The 22,593-nt window shown below is 34.5% G+C and carries 18 protein-coding genes; 7 read left to right on the top strand and 11 right to left on the bottom strand.

Features of this window, described 5'->3' with window-relative positions; all coding sequences use genetic code 11:
- Nucleotides 1-55 precede the first annotated feature (55 nt).
- Nucleotides 56-598 carry a GNAT family N-acetyltransferase gene (locus LBP67_04375; protein ID MDR2084211.1) on the top strand — a complete coding sequence of 181 codons (543 nt, stop codon included), beginning with the start codon at nt 56-58 and terminating at the stop codon, nt 596-598.
- On the opposite strand, the gene LBP67_04370 is transcribed toward LBP67_04375, so the two are convergent.
- The gene (locus LBP67_04370) at nt 595-1,293 is read right to left on the bottom strand and encodes a class I SAM-dependent methyltransferase (GenBank protein ID MDR2084210.1); all 699 of its coding nucleotides are present in this window, start codon (nt 1,291-1,293) and stop codon (nt 595-597) included. The genes LBP67_04375 and LBP67_04370 overlap by 4 nt on opposite strands.
- Before the next feature lie 223 nt (nt 1,294-1,516).
- On the opposite strand from LBP67_04370, the gene LBP67_04365 reads away from it, so the two are divergent.
- From LBP67_04365 to xth, 3 genes are all read left to right on the top strand, one after another.
- Nucleotides 1,517-1,870, top strand: coding sequence for a hypothetical protein (locus LBP67_04365; protein MDR2084209.1), 354 nt, complete (start codon nt 1,517-1,519; stop codon nt 1,868-1,870).
- Between the two features lie 336 nt (nt 1,871-2,206).
- Nucleotides 2,207-3,499, top strand: a complete 1,293-nt coding sequence (gene metK, locus LBP67_04360; protein MDR2084208.1) for a methionine adenosyltransferase — start codon at nt 2,207-2,209, stop codon at nt 3,497-3,499.
- A 5-nt stretch (nt 3,500-3,504) separates the two neighbouring features.
- Nucleotides 3,505-4,266, top strand: coding sequence for an exodeoxyribonuclease III (gene xth / locus LBP67_04355; GenBank protein MDR2084207.1), 762 nt, complete (start codon nt 3,505-3,507; stop codon nt 4,264-4,266).
- Between the two features lie 217 nt (nt 4,267-4,483).
- Here the strand turns inward: xth and pruA are convergent, their stop codons facing one another.
- From pruA to LBP67_04335, 4 genes are all read right to left on the bottom strand, one after another.
- On the bottom strand, nt 4,484-6,109 hold the full coding sequence (gene pruA / locus LBP67_04350) for an L-glutamate gamma-semialdehyde dehydrogenase (protein MDR2084206.1): 1,626 nt from the start codon (nt 6,107-6,109) through the stop codon (nt 4,484-4,486).
- A gap of 189 nt (nt 6,110-6,298) precedes the next feature.
- Nucleotides 6,299-6,724, bottom strand: a complete 426-nt coding sequence (locus LBP67_04345) for a GNAT family N-acetyltransferase (GenBank protein MDR2084205.1) — start codon at nt 6,722-6,724, stop codon at nt 6,299-6,301.
- A gap of 25 nt (nt 6,725-6,749) precedes the next feature.
- A complete protein-coding gene (locus LBP67_04340) occupies nt 6,750-7,475 on the bottom strand; it encodes a hypothetical protein (protein MDR2084204.1) in 726 nt (241 codons plus the stop codon).
- Between the two features lie 357 nt (nt 7,476-7,832).
- Complete coding sequence (locus LBP67_04335; GenBank protein ID MDR2084203.1) at nt 7,833-9,308, bottom strand: alpha/beta fold hydrolase; 1,476 nt, start codon at nt 9,306-9,308, stop codon at nt 7,833-7,835.
- 294 nt (nt 9,309-9,602) lie between these two features.
- Between LBP67_04335 and LBP67_04330 the strand changes: the two genes are divergently transcribed.
- Entirely contained in the window at nt 9,603-10,901 is a 1,299-nt protein-coding gene (locus tag LBP67_04330) for a TolC family protein (protein ID MDR2084202.1), read from the top strand.
- 241 nt (nt 10,902-11,142) lie between these two features.
- Nucleotides 11,143-12,246: an efflux RND transporter periplasmic adaptor subunit gene (locus LBP67_04325; protein MDR2084201.1), complete on the top strand. Its 1,104-nt coding sequence runs from the start codon at nt 11,143-11,145 to the stop codon at nt 12,244-12,246.
- A gap of 37 nt (nt 12,247-12,283) precedes the next feature.
- On the opposite strand, the gene LBP67_04320 is transcribed toward LBP67_04325, so the two are convergent.
- From LBP67_04320 to LBP67_04295, 6 genes are all read right to left on the bottom strand, one after another.
- Complete coding sequence (locus LBP67_04320; protein ID MDR2084200.1) at nt 12,284-14,230, bottom strand: Na+/H+ antiporter; 1,947 nt, start codon at nt 14,228-14,230, stop codon at nt 12,284-12,286.
- 260 nt (nt 14,231-14,490) lie between these two features.
- Nucleotides 14,491-16,821: a glycoside hydrolase family 3 C-terminal domain-containing protein gene (locus LBP67_04315; protein MDR2084199.1), complete on the bottom strand. Its 2,331-nt coding sequence runs from the start codon at nt 16,819-16,821 to the stop codon at nt 14,491-14,493.
- Nucleotides 16,822-17,095: 274 nt separating this feature from the next.
- Entirely contained in the window at nt 17,096-17,665 is a 570-nt protein-coding gene (locus tag LBP67_04310) for an RNA polymerase sigma factor (GenBank protein MDR2084198.1), read from the bottom strand.
- Nucleotides 17,658-18,050: a hypothetical protein gene (locus tag LBP67_04305; protein MDR2084197.1), complete on the bottom strand. Its 393-nt coding sequence runs from the start codon at nt 18,048-18,050 to the stop codon at nt 17,658-17,660. The genes LBP67_04310 and LBP67_04305 overlap by 8 nt, the downstream gene beginning before the upstream one ends.
- Nucleotides 18,051-18,227: 177 nt before the next feature.
- Nucleotides 18,228-18,461, bottom strand: a complete 234-nt coding sequence (locus LBP67_04300; GenBank protein MDR2084196.1) for a 4Fe-4S binding protein — start codon at nt 18,459-18,461, stop codon at nt 18,228-18,230.
- Nucleotides 18,462-18,536: 75 nt separating this feature from the next.
- Nucleotides 18,537-18,881, bottom strand: a complete 345-nt coding sequence (locus LBP67_04295) for a hypothetical protein (protein MDR2084195.1) — start codon at nt 18,879-18,881, stop codon at nt 18,537-18,539.
- A 585-nt stretch (nt 18,882-19,466) separates the two neighbouring features.
- Between LBP67_04295 and LBP67_04290 the strand changes: the two genes are divergently transcribed.
- Nucleotides 19,467-22,562 carry a CusA/CzcA family heavy metal efflux RND transporter gene (locus LBP67_04290; GenBank protein ID MDR2084194.1) on the top strand — a complete coding sequence of 1,032 codons (3,096 nt, stop codon included), beginning with the start codon at nt 19,467-19,469 and terminating at the stop codon, nt 22,560-22,562.
- Nucleotides 22,563-22,593 lie beyond the last annotated feature (31 nt).

Below are 22,593 nucleotides of genomic sequence, written 5' to 3'. Positions count from 1 at the left end.
AATATTTAGTTCAATATTATTATGGTAAATTTGCATTTTAAATAATCATATTAAAATGGAAACTTTAAAAATAAATAATAATTTATATCTCAGATTAATTCGTTTTACTGATGCTGTTGCTATCTTTAACGCAATAGATAAACATAGAGAGTATTTTAAGGAGTGGCTTCCTTTTGTTGATTATACGCAATCTGTTTCCGATTCGGAAGATTTTGTCAATTCTATTCTAAATAATAATTCCAGATTTAAGGATATTGTTTATTCTATAATTTATGATGAACAATTTGTTGGATTGATTGCATTTAAGGAGATTGATTTTCTGAACAAAAGAACTGAAATAGGGTATTGGCTTTCTGCTGATTATCAGGGTAAAGGTATCATAACAGAATCTGTGGAAAAGATGATTGATTATGCTTTTGAAACGTTAAATTTAAATAGAATACAGATTAAATGTGCTGTGGGAAATATAAAAAGCATAAATATTCCGAAACGCTTGGGCTTTAAATTTGAAGGAATAGAAAGAGACGGAGAGTTTTATAGTGAAGATAAATTTTTTGATATAGAAGTTTACAGTATTCTTAAAAGAGAATGGATTTAAATGTTAATCATCAGCTTAGCAAGATACATAAAGTGAGCATCTTCATATATTTTTTCGCAAGTAAAACCGTTTGATTCCGCATATCTGCGCAAAGTTTCAAAATCTACAAAAATCCAGGAAAATTCTTCCCCATGTTCATTGTTATATATGAATCTGTAGTTTATTTCTCCATAATATTTTTCCGGAAAAGTTCCATCATTATATAAATAAATCAAATCCGAAGAATCTAAAATAATCTTTCCGTTTTTGTTCAATAGGTTTTTTGCTTTAATAAAAAAATTATCAAGATTATTGATGTTGCCGGTAATTCCAATGCCATTCATTAACATCAATATAGTATCGTATTTCTCATTTTCATTTAAAGCAAAGAAATCTTCATGCAACACTTTTTTTAATCCTCTTTTTTGCATTACCTGTATGGCTCCCGGAGAAATATCTATAGCTGTAACGTCAAATCCTTTTTCTTGAAGTATAAGCGAGTGGCTACCGGCGCCGGCGCCAACATCAAGAGTTTTTCCTTTTGCTTCTTTCAATGCGGTTTTTTCAATTTTCGGCATATCATAATAATCTCTGAAAAATAATTTGATAGGCCATATTTCAGTTTCGGCAATATCGCTTTCCACAATAAATTCAGCGTCTTTTTTACCTTGGTAATAATCTAACAAACCTTTACCGTAAACATCATTTTTGCTCATATTTTGTAGTTTGCTGCAAAGTTAGCCAAATAACTTTAAATATTTACCTTGCAACTTTATGATTCTGTTTATAGAATATTTATTGAAAAATAATTTTGTTAATATATAAATTGTTATAATGCAAAAACGGTAAATATAAAAAGCGTAAATATAATTTACATATTATTAACTATTATAATAAAATTTTATCTTTGCATAATAAATTTATTAAAGGGATGAAATTATGAAAAATTTTAAGTTCTTATTGGTGTTGTTGCCATTATTTTTGTTTTCAACGGCAATGTTCGGACAAAGTAAGAAGATGGGGCCTCTTGAAGTTGAGGTTCAAACTACTGAGTTTCTCACTACTGCTACAATTACAGTAACTTGGGTTAATTCCAATAATGATGTTATGGTGGAACAAAAAAGTGTAGTAATTGGTGCTGCTTGTTATCAGGGAGGAAATTATTATTCTATTGCTATTTTTATGGTTGATACAAGTCTGAGTAATTTAACAATTACTGTAACAACATCATCAGGTGACTATGGATTACATTATTATAACCAGTATGTGCTAAAGTCTATATTTATATTTTAATAGACTATTGTCATATTGTCGTTGTAAAAAGTCCTTTATTGAACACCCAAGTGGTCGGGAGATTATTTCTTTCGGCCACTTGTGATTTAAACCCTGAGTGTTCTAAAAAAATATTTCTTATTTCGTTCTGGACAAATGAATTACATTTATAAATTGAATTTGAAAAATAATTTTCTTTATTAGTAATTCCAAATTTTTAATTATTATGTTATCTTTGCAAAATTAATTAGTGGAAAGATTTGAATTGATTGCAACCACGAGAAAAAATGCTAAAATAATATTTCTCCTCGCTTTCGTTTACATCTTTCATAGTTTTTATATTAAAATAAATTATATATGAGTTATTTATTTACTTCAGAGTCTGTATCCGAAGGTCATCCGGATAAAGTATCAGACCAAATTTCAGATTCAATATTAGACGAACTTTTGGCTTTCGATTGCAATTCGAAAGTTGCTTGCGAAACTTTAGTAACTACCGGACAGGTTATCATCTCCGGAGAAGTTAAGTCGAATGCTTATGTTGACGTACAGAAAATTGCCCGTGATGTTATCAATAGAATAGGTTATACTAAAAGTGAATATGGATTCCAAGGTGATTCCTGCGGAGTTCTGTCTTCAATTCATGAACAATCTCCTGATATTAACAGAGGTGTAGAGAGAACAGATCCTCTTAATCAAGGTGCCGGCGATCAAGGAATGATGTTTGGATACGCATCGCGCGAAACGGAAAATTACATGCCCTTGACTTTGGAGATTTCTCACGTTATACTTAAGGAATTAGCGGATATCCGTCGCGAAAACAGAGAAATGAAATATTTACGCCCGGATGCGAAATCGCAAGTAACTATAGAGTATAATGATGATAAATCACCGAAAAGAATTCATACAATAGTGGTTTCAACACAACATGATGATTTTATCAGACCAAAATCAAATTCTCCTGAAGATATTGCAAATGCCGATGCGGAGATGCTTTCTAAGATTAATAAAGATGTGATTGATATTCTGCTTCCGCGTGTAGTGAAAAAATTAGATGTGAGAACGCAAAAACTTTTTGATAATAATTATACCCTTCATGTTAATCCGACCGGAAAGTTTGTAATCGGTGGCCCGGCAGGAGACACAGGACTTACCGGCAGAAAGATTATTGTGGATACATACGGAGGAAAGGCTCCCCACGGCGGCGGCGCTTTTTCGGGAAAAGATCCGTCGAAAGTTGATCGTTCTGCAGCTTATGCAGCACGCCATATTGCTAAAAATTTGGTTGCGGCAGGAGTAGCAGATGAAATTCTCGTTCAAGTCTCTTATGCAATTGGTGTTGCCGAACCTATAAATATTTTTATTGATACTTACGGAACATCAAAGGTTAAACTTACTGATGGAGAAATTGCCCTGAAAGTTGGTGAAATCTTTGATTTACGTCCGGTTTCGATCATTCAAAGATTGAAACTTCTTAATCCTATTTATTCGGAAACAGCTTCATACGGACATTTGGGAAGGACTCCCCAAATTGTTAAAAAAGTTTTTAAATCTCAATATTCGGGAGAAAAAGAATTGGAAGTTGAATTGTTTACTTGGGAAAAACTTGATTATGTAGATAAAATCAAAAATATTTTCTTTAAAAATTAGTCTAAATGAAGGTAATTTCGTATAATGTAAATGGAATCAGAGCTTCATTAAACAAAGGTTTATTAGATTGGCTTAAAAAAGTTGATCCTGATGTGCTTTGTTTACAAGAAATAAAAGCTTTGGAAAGCGATATCGATCTTAATTTATTTAGGGAATTAGGATATGAACATATTATAATTAATTCCGCACAGAAGAAAGGTTATAGTGGCGTAGCAATTTTCAGCAAATTGAAAATCGATTTTTTCAGTAAAGGTATAGGCAATGATTTCTTTGATGCCGAAGGTCGTGTTATCAGAGCAGATATCGGAGATGTTAGTATAATTTGTGTTTATATTCCATCCGGAACTTCAGGCGAAGAACGTCAAGGATTAAAAATGCAATTTCTGGATTTATTTCATAATTATATTAATGATTTGAAGAAAACTCGACCGAATATCTTGATTTGCGGCGATCATAATATTTGCCACAAACCAATTGATATTAACAAACCTGAAAAACATGAAAAGATGTCCGGATTTCTTCCTGAAGAAAGAGAATGGTTTGATAAATATGTAGATTCTGGATTAGTTGATGCTTTCAGAGAATTCAATAAAGATCCGGAACAATATACCTGGTGGAGTTTTAGATCTAATGCCAGAGCTAAAAACCTTGGCTGGCGTATAGATTATCATATTGTAACCGAAGGTTTAAAAGACAGATTGAAATCCGCTGAAATTCATTCGGATGTGATGTTTTCGGATCATTGTCCTATAGCAATTGAACTGTAATTTTAAGTATTGGATTACGAGTCAGATTCTTCACAGTTAATATGGAAGAAACTACATGAATTTCTGTTATTGAAAATTGTGTAGCAACGAAACAACTCTTATATTCTGTTAAATAAATCAAACAACGTATATTACTATAAAAAAAGCAGACCCATATTTGAGTCTGCTTTTTTATTATGTTATAGTTTTAAGAATTCGAGATTAAATCCGAAAGTAACTATTTCATATAAGGATAACTGAAATGTGTAGGAGGAACGAAAACTTCCTTTATAGCTCTCGGACTTGTCCAACGGAATAAATTGAGTTTACTTCCCGCCTTATCATTAGTTCCGGATGCTCTTCCGCCGCCGAATGGTTGCATACCTACAACAGCACCTGTTGATTTATCGTTGATATATAAATTACCAGAAGCATACTGAAGTTTTTCAAATATCTTCAATGTTGCGGCTCTGTCATTAGAGAATATAGAACCTGTTAGCGAATACGGAGATGTTGTATTACAAAGTTCAATAGCTTCATCTAACTTTTCATCATCATAAACATAAATAGTCAATACCGGTCCGAATAATTCGTTAACCATTGTATCAGAATGAGGATTAGTTGTTTTGATAATCGTAGGTTCAATAAAATATCCCTTGCTCTTATCAGCTTTACCGCCGGTAATAAATTCACAATCTTTATCTTCCTTAGCTTTGTTAACATATTTCATTATACTGTCGAAAGCAGCTTCATCAATTACGGCACCCAATGTTACGCCGAAATCGGCAACATCACCCATTTTAATTTCGGAAACTTGTTTTTCAAGCTCTTCCTTAATTTCTTTCCATAAAGATTTTGGTATATAAGAACGCGAAGAAGCCGAACATTTTTGTCCTTGATACTCGAATGAGCCGCGAACGAGTGCGGTAGCCACTTCGATAGGATTAGACGAATTGTGAACGAAAACGAAATCTTTACCACCTGTTTCACCAACGATTTTCGGATAAGTGCCGTAGTTTTCAATATTTTCGCTGATGGTTTTCCAGAAGTTGTTAAAGGTCCATGTAGATCCTGTAAAGTGAATACCTGCGAGAGCTCTATGTTTAAGAGCAACACCGCTGATAAGGCTACCTTGACCAGGAACAAAGTTAAATACTCCGCCGGGAACGCCTGCTTCCAAGAAAATCTTTGCTGCATAATAATTTGAAAGAACCGCTGTTGTAGCAGGTTTCCATAAGGTGGTGTTACCCATCATAATAGGAGTCATATTCAAATTAGTAGCAATAGCAGTAAAGTTGAAAGGAGATATTGTATAAACAAAACCTTCGAGAGGTCTGTATTCCATTCTGTTAAGTTGAGTTGCGTCAGATTTTGGTTGATCTTCATAGATTTGTCCTGCAAAATGCGCATTATATCTTAAAAAGTCTATAGCTTCACAAGCTGAGTCAATCTCTGCTTGATATGCATTTTTACTTTGACCGAGCATTGTTGCTGCGTTCATTGTAGCACGGTACGGTTTAGCAATCATTTCTGCAGCACGAAGAAGGATAGAACCTCTTTCCACCCAAGGCATTTTTTGCCATTCTTCTTTTGCTTTTAAAGCAGCGTCAATAGCCATCTTAACTGTTTCTTCCGTTGCACAGTGGAAAGTAGCCAATACATGTTGATGATTGTGAGGCATTGTAACTTTTTTAGTTACGCCTGTTCTAACTTCTTTACCTCCTATTAGAAGCGGAATTTCAATTTCAGTGCTTGATTGGCGTTTCAATTCTTTTTCAAGCTCAATACGTTCTGGACTGCCCGGCATGTAACCTTTTATCGGTTCATTGTTTGGGTTTGGAAATTTAAAAATCGCGTTATTCATGTCTGTATTTAAAATTAAAAAATTATTCGGCAAAGCTACTAACTTTTTTCTGATAAATCAAATATAATGTCTTAAATAAAGTGTAGAAATTTAGATTAGAATATCGCTACAATCTGTATGTGAAAGATGAGTTTTTTGCAGCAAAGTTTTGTTTTATTTGTTAAGTTCAGTTATTAGTATAATGTTGTTTTATATTTCTAAACGATATACATTTGTTTCCCTTTTCTTAAATCCGAGTTTAGGGTATAGAATATTTGCAGCAACTCTGAATAAACTTGATGTTAAATCTATTTTATTAATACCTAATTCCTTAGCATAATCAATTGCTCTCTGAACCAATATTTTTCCTATACCTTTTCCCTGATACTCTTTATCAACAACTACATCTTCTATCCAAGCTTTCAAACCGCTTGGAATTCTATAAATTACAAAAGTAAGCATTCCTATAATCTCTTCATTTTCTTCAGCAATAAAGATAGTAGTATTATCGTCATTAATCATTTCTTCGAGTTGTTGAAGACTTAATACCGATGCATTTTCAAATAACTCAGGCAGCAAAGAATTAATTTTGTTTAATACTTTTTGATTAACGGTTGTTAATTGTTTTATTTTCAATGGATTTGTGGATTTATTTAATTTATTAATTTAAAGAATTATTCAAATATTCCTTTGCCAAATCAATATTCGGATTGGAACATTCGAGGAAAATATAGAAAGCTAACGTCTTGTTAATTCCGAAATAAGAACATTTTACGTTTTTATAAAAATATTTGATTACTTCAATAATTTCTTTTGCGGAATTTACATGTTCGTATTTCATTAAAAGACCGTATTTTAAACCGTATTTTAGTCGAAACTCCACACCAGTTGTCAATTTCCAGCCTAATGTCCATAGAATACTGCCTTCGTTTGGAATAGATGCGCGCAAAGTTCCGTCTTTATCTAATAGTAAGCAAGTTTTAGCAACAACAGTAGGCAAATTTAATATATGCTCAAATGTGGCAACCGATGTAATTCTTTCGTATTTTTTTGTTTCAGGTACATTCTCAATATCATTATAAATTTCATTAATATTATCAAGAAGTTTTGAATTTTGATATAATTCGGTGAAAGGCTCAATGATATCATAGGGAACCGGATTTTCGTAAGTTAGTTGGTTTAATGTGCCGGCTCCGATTTCAAGTGTAGATTTGTTTTTATCATTGATTACATCTTGTGCAACTTTTTTATGCATCCACGATTCCATCTTTTTTGACAATGATGCTGCTGATGTATCTCCTTCCCGATTACTTTTATAATGCTCCGAATATATCTTCAGGTAGTTATCAGGTAATTCGATTCTTCTTTTGGGATATTTTTTTAACATAGATATTTTATTCGCTTTACATGATTTGTCTGAACACAAAATGTTTACAAAGATAAGTAAATATGCAACTTTTTGATTCTTATTTGTGATATATTTATTTCGGTTTGAAGGAAAATTTCAATAGTACTCTTGATTGATTCAAACTCATTAATTAAAATATCCCAATATTGTTGTGTAAATTATGATAACCACATTAGTATAGCTGCTAAATTTTGGCGCTAATATTTTCCCAATTTACAAAATTAAGATTAGATATAATTAGAAGAAACTTTTAGTGTTTTGTATTTTATTAATATGATTTTAGGTTGAATTACTCACAATCAATAGGATATAAATAATATTTTATAAACACATTAATTAAGAAATAATTTTTATTAAATCTGACGGGTGATTTAATATCTCTTGAGCGCCGTTAACGATTAATTCTTCTTCGGTTCGAAATCCCCAAGTTACACCAACACCAAACATTTTTGCATTTTGAGCGGTTTGCATATCAATGCCGGAGTCGCCGACATAAATCATATTTTCACTATCAATTTGAAAAAAATTGCTTATTTTTAATGCGACAAACGGATTGGGTTTTCTGAGCTCTTCGCTTGTTAATCCTAAAACCACATCGAAATAATCCGGCATTAATGTTTGAACTATCTTTTTTGTTAATTCATCTGCTTTGTTTGAAAGTACGGCTAATTTTATTTTTCTATATTTCAATTCGTTAAGTAAATCAATTATACCGTCATACGGTGCGGTTTTAATGATGCAATTGTCTTTATAAATACTAACCATTTGTTGATAACATGATTTAACGGTTTGTTCATCCTGTATTGTTTTCGGTAAAGAAGAGCGAACTAAATTTAAAATTCCTTTGCCGACAAAAATTTTGTAGTCGGCTAATGAATGAGTAGGGAAGTTATGATTTTGTAATACTTTATTCATTGAACCAGCCAAGTCTTCAAGCGAGTTTACCAATGTGCCGTCTAAATCGAAGATTATACCTTTAAATTTATTTTTATGTTTTCTAAAAGAAGCTTTGGAAACTTCCCGGATAGATGCGTTTTTATTTTCATCATCAAACAATTGTTTAATAAATTCTGCGGATTTTTCTAAAACTAAATTGGGAACTTCTTTATGTGGAGAATGCTTAGCATTCGGAATAATCAATTTTGAAGCTTGTCCGCTCGTTTGGGTTACTATTTTAGTAACTTGTTCCAATGTTCCATATTCGTCGTCAGCACCTTGAATAACAAGCAGATCACAATGGATTGCAGGCAAAAAACTTTCAATATTCCAGGTCCGAAATTCTTCCGATGTCCATGTATCGGCCCAAGCCCAAAACATTGAATCGGTTTTTTCACCGTGATATTTCTCTAATTTGGATTTTAAATTGCCGGTTTGATAAAGCTTAACAGCATCTTTTATTCCGTTAACAGTAATATCTTCTACGAAAACATGTGCGCCTTCAGTAATAACTCCTACGATTTTTGAGGGGTATTTTGCCGCTGTTATCAAAGAAATAGACCCTCCGTCACTATGTCCGAAAAGTATAGCTTTATCTATTTTCCAATAATCTAAAAGTTCGTTCAGAATATCCGCTTCCAGCTCCATGTAATCATTGTTACGTTTGGAATACGAAAACGGACCTGATTCTCCGTAACCTTGCCGATCATATATAAGCACATTACATTCGGTTAATTCTCCCAATTTTTCCGGAAAATCACGCAATAAATTAATACTGCCCCATGAATCGTGAAGAAAAATTATTGTTGGTTTCCCGGGATAATTATCAATTCTTTTGAAAGCTATTTCAGAATGAAGATTTTTATTTGCTGACATATATTTTTTCTTTGATATGAAAATTTACATAAAAACTGTCGGCAAAGTTAAAGGAAATAAATTATTTATAATATCCAAATACAACTAATCCGAATCCGTTCATATTTAATGTGATAAATTGATTGCCGTTTTTATTAAATAAAAAAATAAAATTGAAAACGAAATCTATTTAACATTAGAAGAAATGAATCTTTATCTTATTATTTTTACTTTTCTAATCTAATTTTAATCCTCTTCAAAATTCTGTCTAATATTAGGGATATACTTTTGCAGCAATAAAATTGCGAAGTAGATATGAAAAAATATCTTTATATGTTATCTGTTTTTTGCTGTTGGATGGTTTTCGTTCTCCCTGCCCGGACTCAGCAAGTTCAAAAAATAACTCAGGAAGAAGCGGAAATCATGTTCCTGAAACAAAATCTGGAAATTATAGCTCAACAATATAATATTGATATTGCCGACGCAGCGATAACACAGGCAAAATTATGGGAAAACCCATCACTTTCAATAAGCCAAATCAATTTTTGGAGTACATCTTCACAACGCGAAGGCATTGATGAGGTAATTCCTCCTTTGTTTGGAAATTTCGGTAGAAATACGGAGTTCAGCGTTGAATTAAGTCAGTTTATTCAAATTGCCGGACAGCGGAGAAAGTTGATGAAAATGGAAAAGGTTTCTAAAGAAATGGCTGTAGAAGAGTTTGGTGACATGTTGAGATCATTAAAGGCGGAATTACGAAAATCTATATATGACCTTGTTTATTTGCAAGAATATCAAACAATATTGTCAAATCAAATAGAGGCGTTTGATAAGCTGATTGAAAATTATCAAGCTCAAGTCTCTTTAGGAAATGTTTCTAAAAGCGAACTGCTCCGCTTGCAATCATCACTTCTGGAATTGGAAAATGAGAGACATGAGGTGCGATTGGAATATAATGAACGGCAAAAAATGCTGAGAACTCTACTCAATATTCAAACTCAAATTGTCTTGGAAATCGTTACTGATGGAAAAGAGTATAAAAATCCGGCAGAAATTTCATTACAAAATTTATTTCAACAAGCTAAAGATTCTCGCCACGACTTAAAATATTCCCAACTTCAAACACAATATTTTGAAAAGTCTATTTCTTACGAAAAGTCGCAACGTGCTCCGAATCTGGAGTTAAGCGTTAATTATGACCGTTATGGCGGTGTGTGGAAGAATTTTGTTGGGTTCGGATTAAATATAGATTTGCCCATAATAAATCGGAATCAGGGAAATATACGAATTGCTCACTATAATAAAGTGCAAAGTGAATATTTGTTTCAACAGCAACAGAATTTGGTACTACAGGAAGTTGAGCAAGCTTTTAATAATTATGGCTCTGTGTATGACTTCTTTTTGAAAATGAAGAATAACAGTTTGTTGTCTGAAATTGACAGTATGCTGGATGTCTATACCGAGAATCTGTTGAAACGAAATATCAGTATGTTGGAATATATTGATTTTATGGAAAGTTATAAAAACACTAAACAAACCATGTTGTCGGTAAAGAAAAATATCGGACAGCAATTTGAAGAGTTACAATATGTTGTTGGAGAAGATATTGAATAATAAGTTAGAGAGGTTTAAGGAGTTATTAAGTTAATAAATATGGAGAAAGTTAAGATGATTAATTATTGAATATGATTTTTTTATTCTGATATACTGATTAAAAAAGTGTGAAAAGTAAAATCTTTGTGATTATAGGTTATTATTATTTTTTCATCTTGCTTTCTTCGTTATTTATTATAAATCAACAATTTAAACCCTGGTACAACTTTCTGATTTTTTTAACCCAAAAAACAAAAACAAAATGATAAACAAGAAAATTATATTATTAATTGCGGGCATCGCGGCATCTTGTGCGGTTTCTTGCTCAAAAGGTATAAATAAGGAAAACGACGGGCTCAATGGTGAAATCCATACTGATTTTCTAAAGGAAGTAAAAACTACTCAAGCGGTTTTGAGTAATAGGCAGGAAGGTTTGACTCTAACCGGAAAGGTGGAATACGACCCGGATAAAATCATACATTATTCTCCCTTAATTAGTGGAGTAGTGGAGAAAACTTATTTTTCTTTAGGCGATAAAGTTAAGAAAGGAGATATACTTTTTGACATTCGTAGTACGGAACTAACACAGTTGTTATCGGAACAAACTTCATTAAAAGCGGAGAAAAAGATTGTTGAGCGAGAACTCAAAAGTGCTCAATCTATGTTTGATTCCGGTATGTTGTCCGAACGAGAATTATTAGAAGTGGAAGCGCGGTTAAATCAATGTAGAGCGTCTCTCCAAAAGACGGAAACGGATATGTTTTTGTATGGATATAATGAGTTGAACGGAACTTTTTCTGTTAAAGCGCCGATGACGGGGTTTATAGTAGATAAAAATATTTCGTCTGGAAGCACTATTTCGTCAGGAGGTGAAATAGTTTTTACTATTGCCGATTTAAGTACGGTATGGATTTCAGCCAATGTATATGCCGGAAATTTACAATTTGTGCATGAAGGTATGGAGGTTGATATAACAACGCTTTCTTATCCCGGTGAAATTTTTAAAGGAAAAATCAAAACACTTTCACAAGTATTCGATCCGGAAGAAAAGGTTTTGAAAGCGAGAATTCCGATTTCTAACTCGGATTTAAAATTCAAACCGGAAATGTCGGTATTAGTTACATTACAAAAACAAGATAATCAACAATTCTTAACAGTTTCATCTAATGCATTGATTTTTGATGATAACAGATATTTTTTAGTGGTCGCGGATAAAAATAATGAAAGTTATAAGATGAAGGAAGTGGTTCTGCAAGGTAGTCATAACGGTGTTTCTTATATTGCTTCGGGAATTCAAGAAGGAGATAATATTGTCATCGGAAATCAGTTGTTGATTTATGAAGAGTTGAAGAAGGGACGGAGTTAAGAATTTAAAGGAGTTATCGAAGTTAGAGAAAAACGGATTATTTTAGTTCAGCTTCCATATACATAAGATTATTACGAAGTTCTTTAGCTTTCTCACGTGAAATGCGTCCAGACTCGAACATTGCTTGTATATTATCGCGTTCGATTTGAAATGCAGTTGATGCAACTTCAGTCATAGCAATTTCTATTTTTGCAAAATCTTTTCTTCGTCCTGCCATTGCAATCATATTATTCATATTAAGTAAATTGGATTCATATTCTGAAAGTACTTTCTTCAACTCATAACTATTGTCATATTGTTGCCGCTCAATTAGCTTTTTAATAACAAATGAATCATTGATTTCCTTTAGTTTTAATACTTCAAAATGAAATTCTTTATCATGGAATTTATGTTTAAAACGTTTTTTTCTTTTTTTACCGGAAAATAAAACCGGAAATTTTAGATGTTTGTTTATTGAATACAAATATCGATTTCCAACCGCTTCATCTATACTACCGCTCTCTATAAGAAGAATAGTATTTTGTTTTTCCCATTCCCGAGCTTCATTTCGCAGCATCTTTTCCTTATTTTTATCGGTATGAGTGTACCGTAAGTTCTGAATCCTGTGTTTATACCTGCTCAGAATCATTCTTTCGGCTATTTCATTTTCTTTTGTTGCAGATTTTTCAAGTGCATCAACAACATTACATAAAATTTCAATACATGCTTCATTCTCCTTTATCTCTTTTGTTGATTTATCTGATTTTCCGACTACAACGGGAAGAATGAAATTAGTTATGATAAGCGATAACAGAATTACTCCTGTTGATAGCAAAATTATTAAATCACGCTGAGGAAAAGCAGTTCCGTCACTTAATAAAACAGGTATAGATAATACACTCGCCATTGTAACTGCTCCTCTTGCACCTGCAAGACTGAAAATAAGTGCCGCCTTCCATTTTTTTATCGGCTCGTTTTTTTCAAAAAACGACTTTTTTCGAGTTGTTAGATAGAACCAAACAAATCTAATTATTGCAAAAGATACTGTTATGATAAGAACGAATAAAAGTAACATTCCTACCGAATATGAATAGGTATTGTTTTTAAATGTTTGTAAAACCATAGGTAATTGCATTCCGAGAATCAGGTAAACAATTCCTTCAAGAGTAAAAGAAAGCATATTCCAAATATTCTTTGATGCGATATTTAGATTTGCAGTACTCGGATCTATTCTTTCTTTGCCGAATGATTGTGTTATGCCTGCTGCAAATACTGCCAATATTCCGCTAACACCTAACTTTTCGGCAAACAAATAAACAAAGAAAGGCGGTAATATTTCAATTAAAGTGTGTAAGGTAACATTATCCATGCCCAATTTGCGAATCCATTTAACAAGCTGACGTTTAATAATAGTAAATGATAACCCTACAAGTATTCCGCCAATACCCACAATAAGCAATTGTTTTGTTGCACCAGCAGCAGAAAAAGATCCCATTACTACTGCCGCTAATGCGAATTGAAAACAAACAATACCGGTCGCGTCATTTATGATGGATTCTCCGGTAAGCATATTCATCAATTTTTTAGGAATAGGTACTTTTTGCGAAACAGAATGGATAGCTACATCATCGGTTGGTCCTAATGCACCAATCAACATAAAAGCAACAGCAAGTGGAAGTGTTGGAATCATAAAATGAACTAGATAACCAACACCCAAAACCGTTATCAATACTAAAATAACCGCCATGTTTAAAATTGGCATCTTCAATGACCAAAACATTCTCTTATCCAGCAGCATGCTAGTATTGTAAACTAATGGTGCAATAAAAAGCACAAAGAATAAATCGGGATTTAGTTCAATGTTAAAACCAAACGGCACAAATGAAATTATTATTCCTAATATAATTTGTATAATTGGAACGGATACTGCCGGTAAAAATCTATTGATTAAATTTGATAAAAGTATGGCTATCAATAATATCAAGATATATTCGAATGTAATCATATATTTTTTATAATTATTTTTTAGAACATTTTTATATATTAGACAAATTGGAAGAGAAAATATTTTAATTATATCTGAATTTTATTGATACATTCACTTGTTTGTGATAATCGACATTCGAATCTAATTACTTTTAAAGTTATCCAAATCATGTTTAATAATCCGTAATTAATTTCCAATGATTTATAAAACTCATATTAATGAGATAAATTTTTGAAAATTCTGAAAAATAAAAAAGGAAAGTTAGATTTAACGGAATATCAATCCAGCTTCCAAATGCTTTCCAATCTAATATCTTCGGAAGAACTCCCAATCAAAATTGAAACCTCTCCCGGTTCAACGATATATCGGAATTCTTTATCAATAATACTAAAATCCTCGGGTGTGAGCAGAAAACGAATTGTTTGGGATTCGCCACGTTTGAGATGAATTCGTTGAAAATGTTTTAGCTGCTTGACCGGTTGTACAACAGACGCATAGTGGTCGCGAAGATATAATTGCACAACCTCATCTCCATCCAAATTTCCATTGTTTTTCACAGTAAAAGAGACTTCAACAGCATGTTTCCCTTTCTGTTCAAAGTTCAGATTGCCATATTGAAACGTTGTGTAGCTCAATCCGTAACCGAATTCGTAGAGCGGCTTAGCCGTCATTTCAAGGTAATCATGCCCCTGTGGATTTTTTTTATTGTAATAGACCGGCAACTGACCTACGGATTTCGGCACGGAAATAGGCAGACGCCCCGCAGGGTTGTATTCTCCATAAAGCACATCTGCAACTGCATATCCACCTTCTTGTCCGGGATACCAGGCAGTGAACAAGGCATCGGCATGTTCTGCTGCCCAATTCATATTCAACGGCCGTCCTTGAATATATATAACAATTAGCGGTTTACCTGTTGATTTTAAAGCTTGTAGAAGTTTTAATTGATGTCCTGGAAGATTCAAATCTGCACGGTCAAATCCCTCTCCGGATTCCATATCACTGATATACCGGTTATCCACAATTGCAGCGCCGGTTTCCTGATATGATGTTTTGAAATCGCGGGCGCTGGATCCGCCGACTACCGCAACAACCACATCAGACTGCAAGGCAGCCTCAACAGCGGCCTCAATGTCGGACTGTAATGTATCTCGAATAGCACAACCTTTCACATATCGAACATTTTCAGGTGAAGTATATGCCTGCAATCCTCTCAAAACAGTAATTACATTTTCCTCCGGTTGGGGCGCCGTATAATCTCCTAACTGATTATAAATATTATCGGCATTCGGCCCGATCAGCGCTATTTTCACATTTCGCTGCAAAGGAAGAATAGTGTCATTTTTCAATAAAATAATCGACTCTTTTGCTATATCACGGGCTATCGCTATATGTTCGGGGGAACGCACATACTGCTCTGCATTTACCGGATCAACATAGGGATTATCAAAAAGCCCCATTTCAAATTTCAGTTTCAAAATCCGAAGTACGGCAGTATCAACAAGGCTTTCCGGAATCTCAGCATTCTTCACTGCTTCAATTAATTGTAAAAAAGAATCTCCTCCTAAATCGACGTTCAGGCCGGCAATGATTGCTAATTTTCCCGCTTCTTTAGAATTTTCCGCAACAAAATGCCCATTGCTAATACCTGCAACACTATTCAGGTCTGAGATGGTAAACCCTTTAAAACCCCATTGATTACGAAGAACATCGGTTAATAGATAGCCATTTGAAGTACAAGGGATTCCGTCAATAGAATTATAGCCGGTCATTACTGAAAGAGCGCCGGCATCGATAGCAGCTTTAAAAGGCGGCAGAAAGTTCTCATGCAGTTCACGGTAGCCGACAAATGCCGTATTTCCGTTATGCCCGCCTTCAGGAATCCCGTATGCAATTAAATGTTTCAGAGTAACAATAGTTGTTTGAGTATCAACAATATTTCCGCCACCGGTTCCTTTCACAATTGCAGCGGCTAATTTTGCACTAAGTACCGGATCTTCTCCGTAGCTCTCCTCAACTCTCGACCAACGCGGATCCCGAGACAAATCTAATACCGGGCCGTAACTGATATGTCCGCCTTGCAAACGTATCTCTCTAGCGATAACTTCTCCCATCTTTTCCAATAATTCCGGATTCCAGGTTGAAGCCTGACCAATACCGGTAGGAAAAACAGTCGCACCTATCGCCATATGGCCATGCGGTGCTTCTTCCGCAATAAAAATAGGAATTCCCAAACGCGTATTTTCAACGGCATATCTCTGCATGGCATTTCCTGCTTCGGCCGCCTGGCGAGGCGAAAGTCCTGTTTCTAAAGTCTTTTGTGTCCACGGATCCGCACGATAAACCGCCCAGTACATACCGACATGATACTTTGAAAGCAATTCTTCAAATTTTTTTGAATGGGTTACGCTATCTCCCTTTTTCTCATACATCTCCCAACCTAAGACGCAAACTAACTGACCTACCTTTTCCTCAATAGTCATAAGGGTAAGTAGATGTTCTGCACGTTCTTCAACGCTCTTTTCCGGCTTTTTATAATCCGGAATCTGTGAAAAAAGCGAATAAAGAGAAATAATAAAAAGAGCAGCAGAAAGGAAGAAATGTTTCATATCGTTTTTGTTTGAAGTGCAAACTTAAGAAAAGTAGAGGAAATGGCAATAAGAAAAAAGGAACTTTGAGTTATTATTGTCTTTTTTACAATATAATAATTATAAAAACACTATTGAGTTATCCCTTTGTCTTAGATGCCGGAAAAGTTTATTTTATTCATTAATTATAAGTCAGATAACTTCTTTTGAAAAGATTCATTCTATAAAAGTTTTAACCTTCCAAAATCAGAATGTATTGTATTTTTAAATACTTAAAGAAATGTTTTACCGAAAATCAATAATAAATCAAATCATTATACAATGTTTCCAAACGTTTACGTAAATGTTTTACTGCATAGTGTTTCCGGGATAACAATGTGTTGACGGATACGCCGGTAGCTTGGGATATTTCTTTTACGGAAAGCCCGTCAAGTTCGGTAAGTTCAAAGATTTCGCGTTGTTCGGGAGGAAGTTCCGTCAAAGCTTTTTCCAATTCCTCCCAAACCAATGAACGCATATACTCCGTTTCCGGTGAAGAAGCGGAAGCATTGCCGAACAACACTTCCGAAAAATCATTCAACATCTTATCGTCTTCATCGTATTGATATTCCGGAAGTTGTTCTTCCCGCTTCTTCTTTCCTTTATTGATAATCGTATTACGCGTAACGCGGTAAAGCCAAGCCGTTACTTGTTCAATCGGATTAAGCCCGGTCTCTATCGTTTTCAGCAATTGATAGAAAACATCCTGCAGAATATCTTCCGAATCTTCCTCATTTGAAACTCGTTTACGAATAAACGCTTTTAGTTTGGATTGATGTTCGGAAAAGATTTTTTCTACATTTTCCTGTTCTTTCGGTTTATCCATTATCCTTATTACATTCTCCGTTTTCATTATCTTTATGAAATTCTCTTTCGAAAAAATCCTCTCTTGGGGGATGTCCGAAACCGAATTTTCTTCTTTTTTCGATAAATTCTTTTCGCTGTTCAGGAGTCATTTTTGCCCATTTTTCATGAATAGGATTGAAGTGATGATTGTGGCCCATCATTTTACCCATGTGCATTTTTCCGCCTCCAAAACTGCTGAACAAAATGCGTGCAAGGATAAATATTCCCAGTGCTTGCCAGAAATTAATCGTAATTAATCCGAATATGGAAGGCATCAGCCAGTTCCATAACAACATTAAAATTGCGCTGAATCCCGCAACAATCAATAAAAAACCTATCGGCATTAAAAATTTTAATCTTTTCATAATTAAATACTTTTGTTTGTTATTTTTCAATCTGATAATATGTAACCGCATGACTTAATTACACTTTATTAAGTGAGAAATCGGCCATGATCATTCCATATTATTTATGTTTATTTTTCATGTAAAACCATCTGCTAAATTATAAAAAACTATGTTATGGCAATTCATATTTAAGCCTTATTTTATTTCATTAAATACTCCATTGGGACAGATTTGCATACATTTTTTACATCCGGTGCAATTATCTTCATTTTGTATTACAATATGTTTATGCCATAAAAATCCGGTTTTTCCGATGATATGTTCGGGACAGTTATCCACACATTTCCAACACGCTCTACAATCACGAGTATTTATCCAGATGTATGGTGTACTAATTTTGCTTAATATGTTTGATTTATTGTCTATCATATTTTATTGCTGATGTTTATAAAAACAAAAACCGATTGGATTATTTAAGCAATCGGTTTTTGTTTTTGTAATCAATTATTTATTATCTGATGTCTGCATGCCGAAAAAACAGTTTTCACGTTCTCCGAATCCAAAACCGTGTCCGCCAAAATGACCTTCGAAATGTTTTTCCATAACTTCCTTTTTCTTATCAACGAAGGCTTGTTTTTCTTCCGGCGTTTTCTTCTTCCATTCTTCACAGCGGGCATCAATAGCTTCTACCGAAAAATGATCTTTTCCCATATTTTCTACTCTTTTGTTCATAAAGTCTAATTTTTCACTATCGGTCATTTTAGACCATTCTTCTTGAAACTTTTTTCTTGCTTCTTTATCGAAAGGATTTCTTCCGAAGAATCCCTTTCCAAAATTTCTTGTTGTCATTATTTTACTTTTTAAAATTTATATTTTGTTATTTTATTTTTAGAGGCCTCTCTATTTATGCTGACAACTTAGAATGAAAAATATTTTAATGAAAGAGAAAAAAAAGTATTTTTTATTTTTATTGAATATGGAATTTTGATTAATGTTTTGGATTTGAAGAAGATATAAAAGCTAAGAAGTCGAATGAGTTTGGAGATTGCATGATTCAGTATAAATACATTAACGATGATGGTTTTTCTAATCCTATTTTAATCTGATTCAAAAAAGCATCTAATCTTGGGAGATTACTTTTGCATTATAAATGAGAGTAAGTAAGATATTAATCGAAGTCAGGGAAGTTATGAAATTAGTATAAGGTAATAGAGTTAATGATGATAGAAGTTAAAGAAGTTAATAATTTAGAAGAAACCGAAGAAGTTATTAAGGTATTATTTTATGGAAAAATCGAAAAAGAAATGTTTCAAAATATCAGATTATTATTCTTTTTTCATTCTATTTACTTTTCAATGATTTCATATACACACCGCCATCTAAACTCCTCTAACCCCATAATTCATAACTCATAGCTAATAATTCTAAAATCGTATGCATAAATTAGTTGAAAAAATAATCGCCTTTTCCTTAAAGAATCATATCCTGATTCTGTTTCTTACAGGTATTTTATTGATAGGTGGAGTTATATGTTTTAAGAACACACCTATAGAAGCTTACCCCGATGTTACCAATACAAGGGTAAAAATTATCGCCCAATGGCCTGGGCGTAGCGCCGAAGAGGTTGAGAAGTTCATTACGCTGCCGATTATGCAGCAGCTTAATACTATTCCTCGTAAAACGGATGTGCGTTCTACTTCCTTGTTCGGACTTTCTGTAGTTACGGTTTTGTTCGAAGACGGCGTTGATGATTTTTATGCCCAGCAATATGCGTCCAACCGTATGCAGGATATTGACTTGCCAGATGGAGCGGAACTTTCTATCGAACCGCCTTCGGGAGCAACTGGAGAGATATTCCGTTATATTTTGCGGAGCGATTTGCCTATCCGGGAGGTAGCAGCAATAAACGAATGGGTAGTGCAGCGTGAATTGTTGTCGGTACCCGGAGTTGCAACCATTGCCAGTTTCGGAGGAGAAGAAAAAATTTATGAAATAAAGGTCAATCCGGTAGAATTACAGAATTACGATCTCTCGCCCCTGCAGGTGTACGAAGCCGTTGGAAACAGCAATATCAATGTCGGTGGCGATATGATACAGAAAGGTAGTCAGGCTTATGTTGTACGTGGAATCGGATTGCTGGAAAGCGTAGAAGATATCGAAAATATCTTGATTGAGGTAAAAGGAAGTACGCCGGTGAGAGTCAAGCAGGTAGCTGAAGTGAGTGTGTCTTCAAAACCCCGATTGGGACAGGTAGGATTAAACTGCGAAGATGATGTTGTACAAGGTATTGTAATTATGCTTCGTGGCGAAAATCCCAGTGAAGTGATTTCCCGACTGAAAGTAAAGATAGGGGAGTTGAACGACCGTATTCTCCCTGAAGAAGTAAAGATAGAACCGTTTATGGACAGGGAAAAGCTTGTAGATAATACTTTGAACACAGTGATGAAAAATATGCTGGAAGGTATTTTGTTGGTTTCGATAATTGTATTTATTTTCCTTTTCAACTGGCGCACTACTCTGATCGTAGCATCGGTGATTCCGTTATCATTTCTGTTTGCTGTGATTATGCTCCGTATTCAAGGTTTGCCGATGAACTTAATATCCATGGGAGCGCTGGATTTTGGTTTGTTATTAGAAGGGACATTGGTTATTGTTGAAGCGATATATGTTTCGATGGAACAGCGATCGCGGGAATTGGGAAGTCGTTTTACACGTTTGAGCAAAGACGGATTGATAAAGAAAAGTGCCGGAAATGTGGCTACCCATATTTTCTTTGCACAAATCATTTTGGTTGTGGCTTTGATTCCTATTTTTTCTTTCGAAAAGGTGGAAGGAAAAATGTTTAAACCGCTTGCTTTTACGTTGGCGTATGCTTTGCTCGGTTCGCTTATCCTTTCTTTGACTTATGTTCCGGTCATGTGTAAAATATTACTTAAAAAGCCTATAAAAGAGAGGAGAAATCGTATCAGCGAATTTTTTACATCTAAAATATACGCTTTGTATGCCTTCTCATCTCGTCACCGGAAAAGTGTTATTGTTTCATTTGTTGTTTTATTGGTTATTTGTCTGGTGCGTTTCAACTTCTGGGGAACAGAGTTTATTCCCAGCATGAACGAAGGCGCCATTTATATCCGTGCTACTTTGCCTAACAGCGTTAATCTTGATGAATCGGTGCGCTTAACCAAAGAGATGAAACACAAGTTACAGAAATTTGACGAGATTGATTTTATTCTTACCCAGACGGGTCGTCCCAATGACGGAACGGATGCAACCGGATTTTTCAATATAGAATTTCATGTTGAATTAAAACCTGAAAAGAAGTGGAATCGAAAAATCTCAAAAGATGGAATAATTGAAGAAATGCAGGATGTATTCAGCGTTTATCCTGGAATTGTGGTTGCCTTTAGTCAGCCCATACAAGATAATGTGGAAGAATACGTTGCAGGTGTTAAAAGTTCTCTGGTTATAAAAATTTTCGGAAACGATTTGCGGGAATTGGAGGATTTGGCAAATCAAACAGCAAACGCAATCAAAGATGTTCGCGGGGTGGAAGATGTGAATGTTTTCCGTAGCATAGGTCTCCCCGAATTGCAGCTAAAACTGGAAGAATCGCGGATGGCGCGTTATGCCGTTTCCATGCAGGACGCTCAGGCTGTAGTTGAAATGGCAATAGGAGGTAAAGCGGCAACACATTTTTATGAAAATGAACGAATGTTCGATGTTGTTATTCGTTTCCAGAAATATTTTCGCGATAATGAAGAAAAAATCGGCAATATTCTCATTCCGACTATGGACGGAAAACAGGTTCCGTTGAAAGAGATCGCCGATATTCGTTTTATTACCGGACCTGCATTCATTTACAGGGAAGGAAGTAGTCGTTACGTAAGTGTCGGTTTCAGCATTCGCGATCGTGATTTAGGTTCTACCATTGCAGAAGCTCAACAGAGAGTTGGTGAGAACGTGCAACTCGCGGCCGGCAATAAAATGGAATGGGCCGGAGAATTTGAAAGCCAGCAGCGTGCATCCAAACGCTTGATGATGGTAATTCCCATTGTTCTTGCTTTGATAATATTCTTACTATATATGCATTTCGGAACAGTTAAAGACACATTAATTTCTGTCTGTGCTATGGCGTTTGCTTTTATAGGCGGATTTTTATCGCTTTGGGTAACAGGAACAACTTTTGGAATTTCGGCAGGTGTCGGATTCATCATTTTATTAGGCATTGTATCAATAGATAGTATATTACTAATGTCTTTGATGAAAAAACGTTTACAACAAGTTCGCAATCTGCATGTTGCTATCGACCAGGCTGTCAAAAGACGTATTCGTCCTGTATTGATGATTGCATTGATGGGCTCGATGGGATTACTTCCGGCTGCTTTATCAACCGGAATGGGGTCGGAAGTTCAAAAACCTTTAGCGATTATGATAGTTGGCGGCGTAATTGTTTGTATGATACTTTCTTTTACTGTTCTTCCGCAGATTTTTTATTATGCGTACAGGAAAGAATATCGGGAAAGAAGTTAGGAAAAAAATAGAGGAGTTAGATGTGCTCGTT

Source organism: Bacteroidales bacterium, assembly GCA_031276035.1.
Lineage (GTDB): Bacteria > Bacteroidota > Bacteroidia > Bacteroidales > BM520 > RGIG7150.
The sequence above is the reverse complement of the archived record's forward strand: the minus strand, read 5'-3'. Positions and strand labels throughout refer to the sequence as shown.

Excerpts from the sequence above, each read along its gene's own strand:
- LBP67_04375 (MDR2084211.1), top strand. The coding sequence starts at position 56 with ATGGAAACTTTAAAAATAAATAATAATTTATATCTCAGATTAATTCGT.
- LBP67_04370 (MDR2084210.1), bottom strand. The coding sequence starts at position 1,293 with ATGAGCAAAAATGATGTTTACGGTAAAGGTTTGTTAGATTATTACCAA.
- LBP67_04365 (MDR2084209.1), top strand. The coding sequence starts at position 1,517 with ATGAAAAATTTTAAGTTCTTATTGGTGTTGTTGCCATTATTTTTGTTT.
- metK (MDR2084208.1), top strand. The coding sequence starts at position 2,207 with ATGAGTTATTTATTTACTTCAGAGTCTGTATCCGAAGGTCATCCGGAT.
- xth (MDR2084207.1), top strand. The coding sequence starts at position 3,505 with ATGAAGGTAATTTCGTATAATGTAAATGGAATCAGAGCTTCATTAAAC.
- pruA (MDR2084206.1), bottom strand. The coding sequence starts at position 6,109 with ATGAATAACGCGATTTTTAAATTTCCAAACCCAAACAATGAACCGATA.
- LBP67_04340 (MDR2084204.1), bottom strand. The coding sequence starts at position 7,475 with ATGTTAAAAAAATATCCCAAAAGAAGAATCGAATTACCTGATAACTAC.
- LBP67_04335 (MDR2084203.1), bottom strand. The coding sequence starts at position 9,308 with ATGTCAGCAAATAAAAATCTTCATTCTGAAATAGCTTTCAAAAGAATT.
- LBP67_04330 (MDR2084202.1), top strand. The coding sequence starts at position 9,603 with ATGAAAAAATATCTTTATATGTTATCTGTTTTTTGCTGTTGGATGGTT.
- LBP67_04325 (MDR2084201.1), top strand. The coding sequence starts at position 11,143 with ATGATAAACAAGAAAATTATATTATTAATTGCGGGCATCGCGGCATCT.
- LBP67_04320 (MDR2084200.1), bottom strand. The coding sequence starts at position 14,230 with ATGATTACATTCGAATATATCTTGATATTATTGATAGCCATACTTTTA.
- LBP67_04315 (MDR2084199.1), bottom strand. The coding sequence starts at position 16,821 with ATGAAACATTTCTTCCTTTCTGCTGCTCTTTTTATTATTTCTCTTTAT.
- LBP67_04310 (MDR2084198.1), bottom strand. The coding sequence starts at position 17,665 with ATGGATAAACCGAAAGAACAGGAAAATGTAGAAAAAATCTTTTCCGAA.
- LBP67_04305 (MDR2084197.1), bottom strand. The coding sequence starts at position 18,050 with ATGAAAAGATTAAAATTTTTAATGCCGATAGGTTTTTTATTGATTGTT.
- LBP67_04300 (MDR2084196.1), bottom strand. The coding sequence starts at position 18,461 with ATGATAGACAATAAATCAAACATATTAAGCAAAATTAGTACACCATAC.
- LBP67_04295 (MDR2084195.1), bottom strand. The coding sequence starts at position 18,881 with ATGACAACAAGAAATTTTGGAAAGGGATTCTTCGGAAGAAATCCTTTC.
- LBP67_04290 (MDR2084194.1), top strand. The coding sequence starts at position 19,467 with ATGCATAAATTAGTTGAAAAAATAATCGCCTTTTCCTTAAAGAATCAT.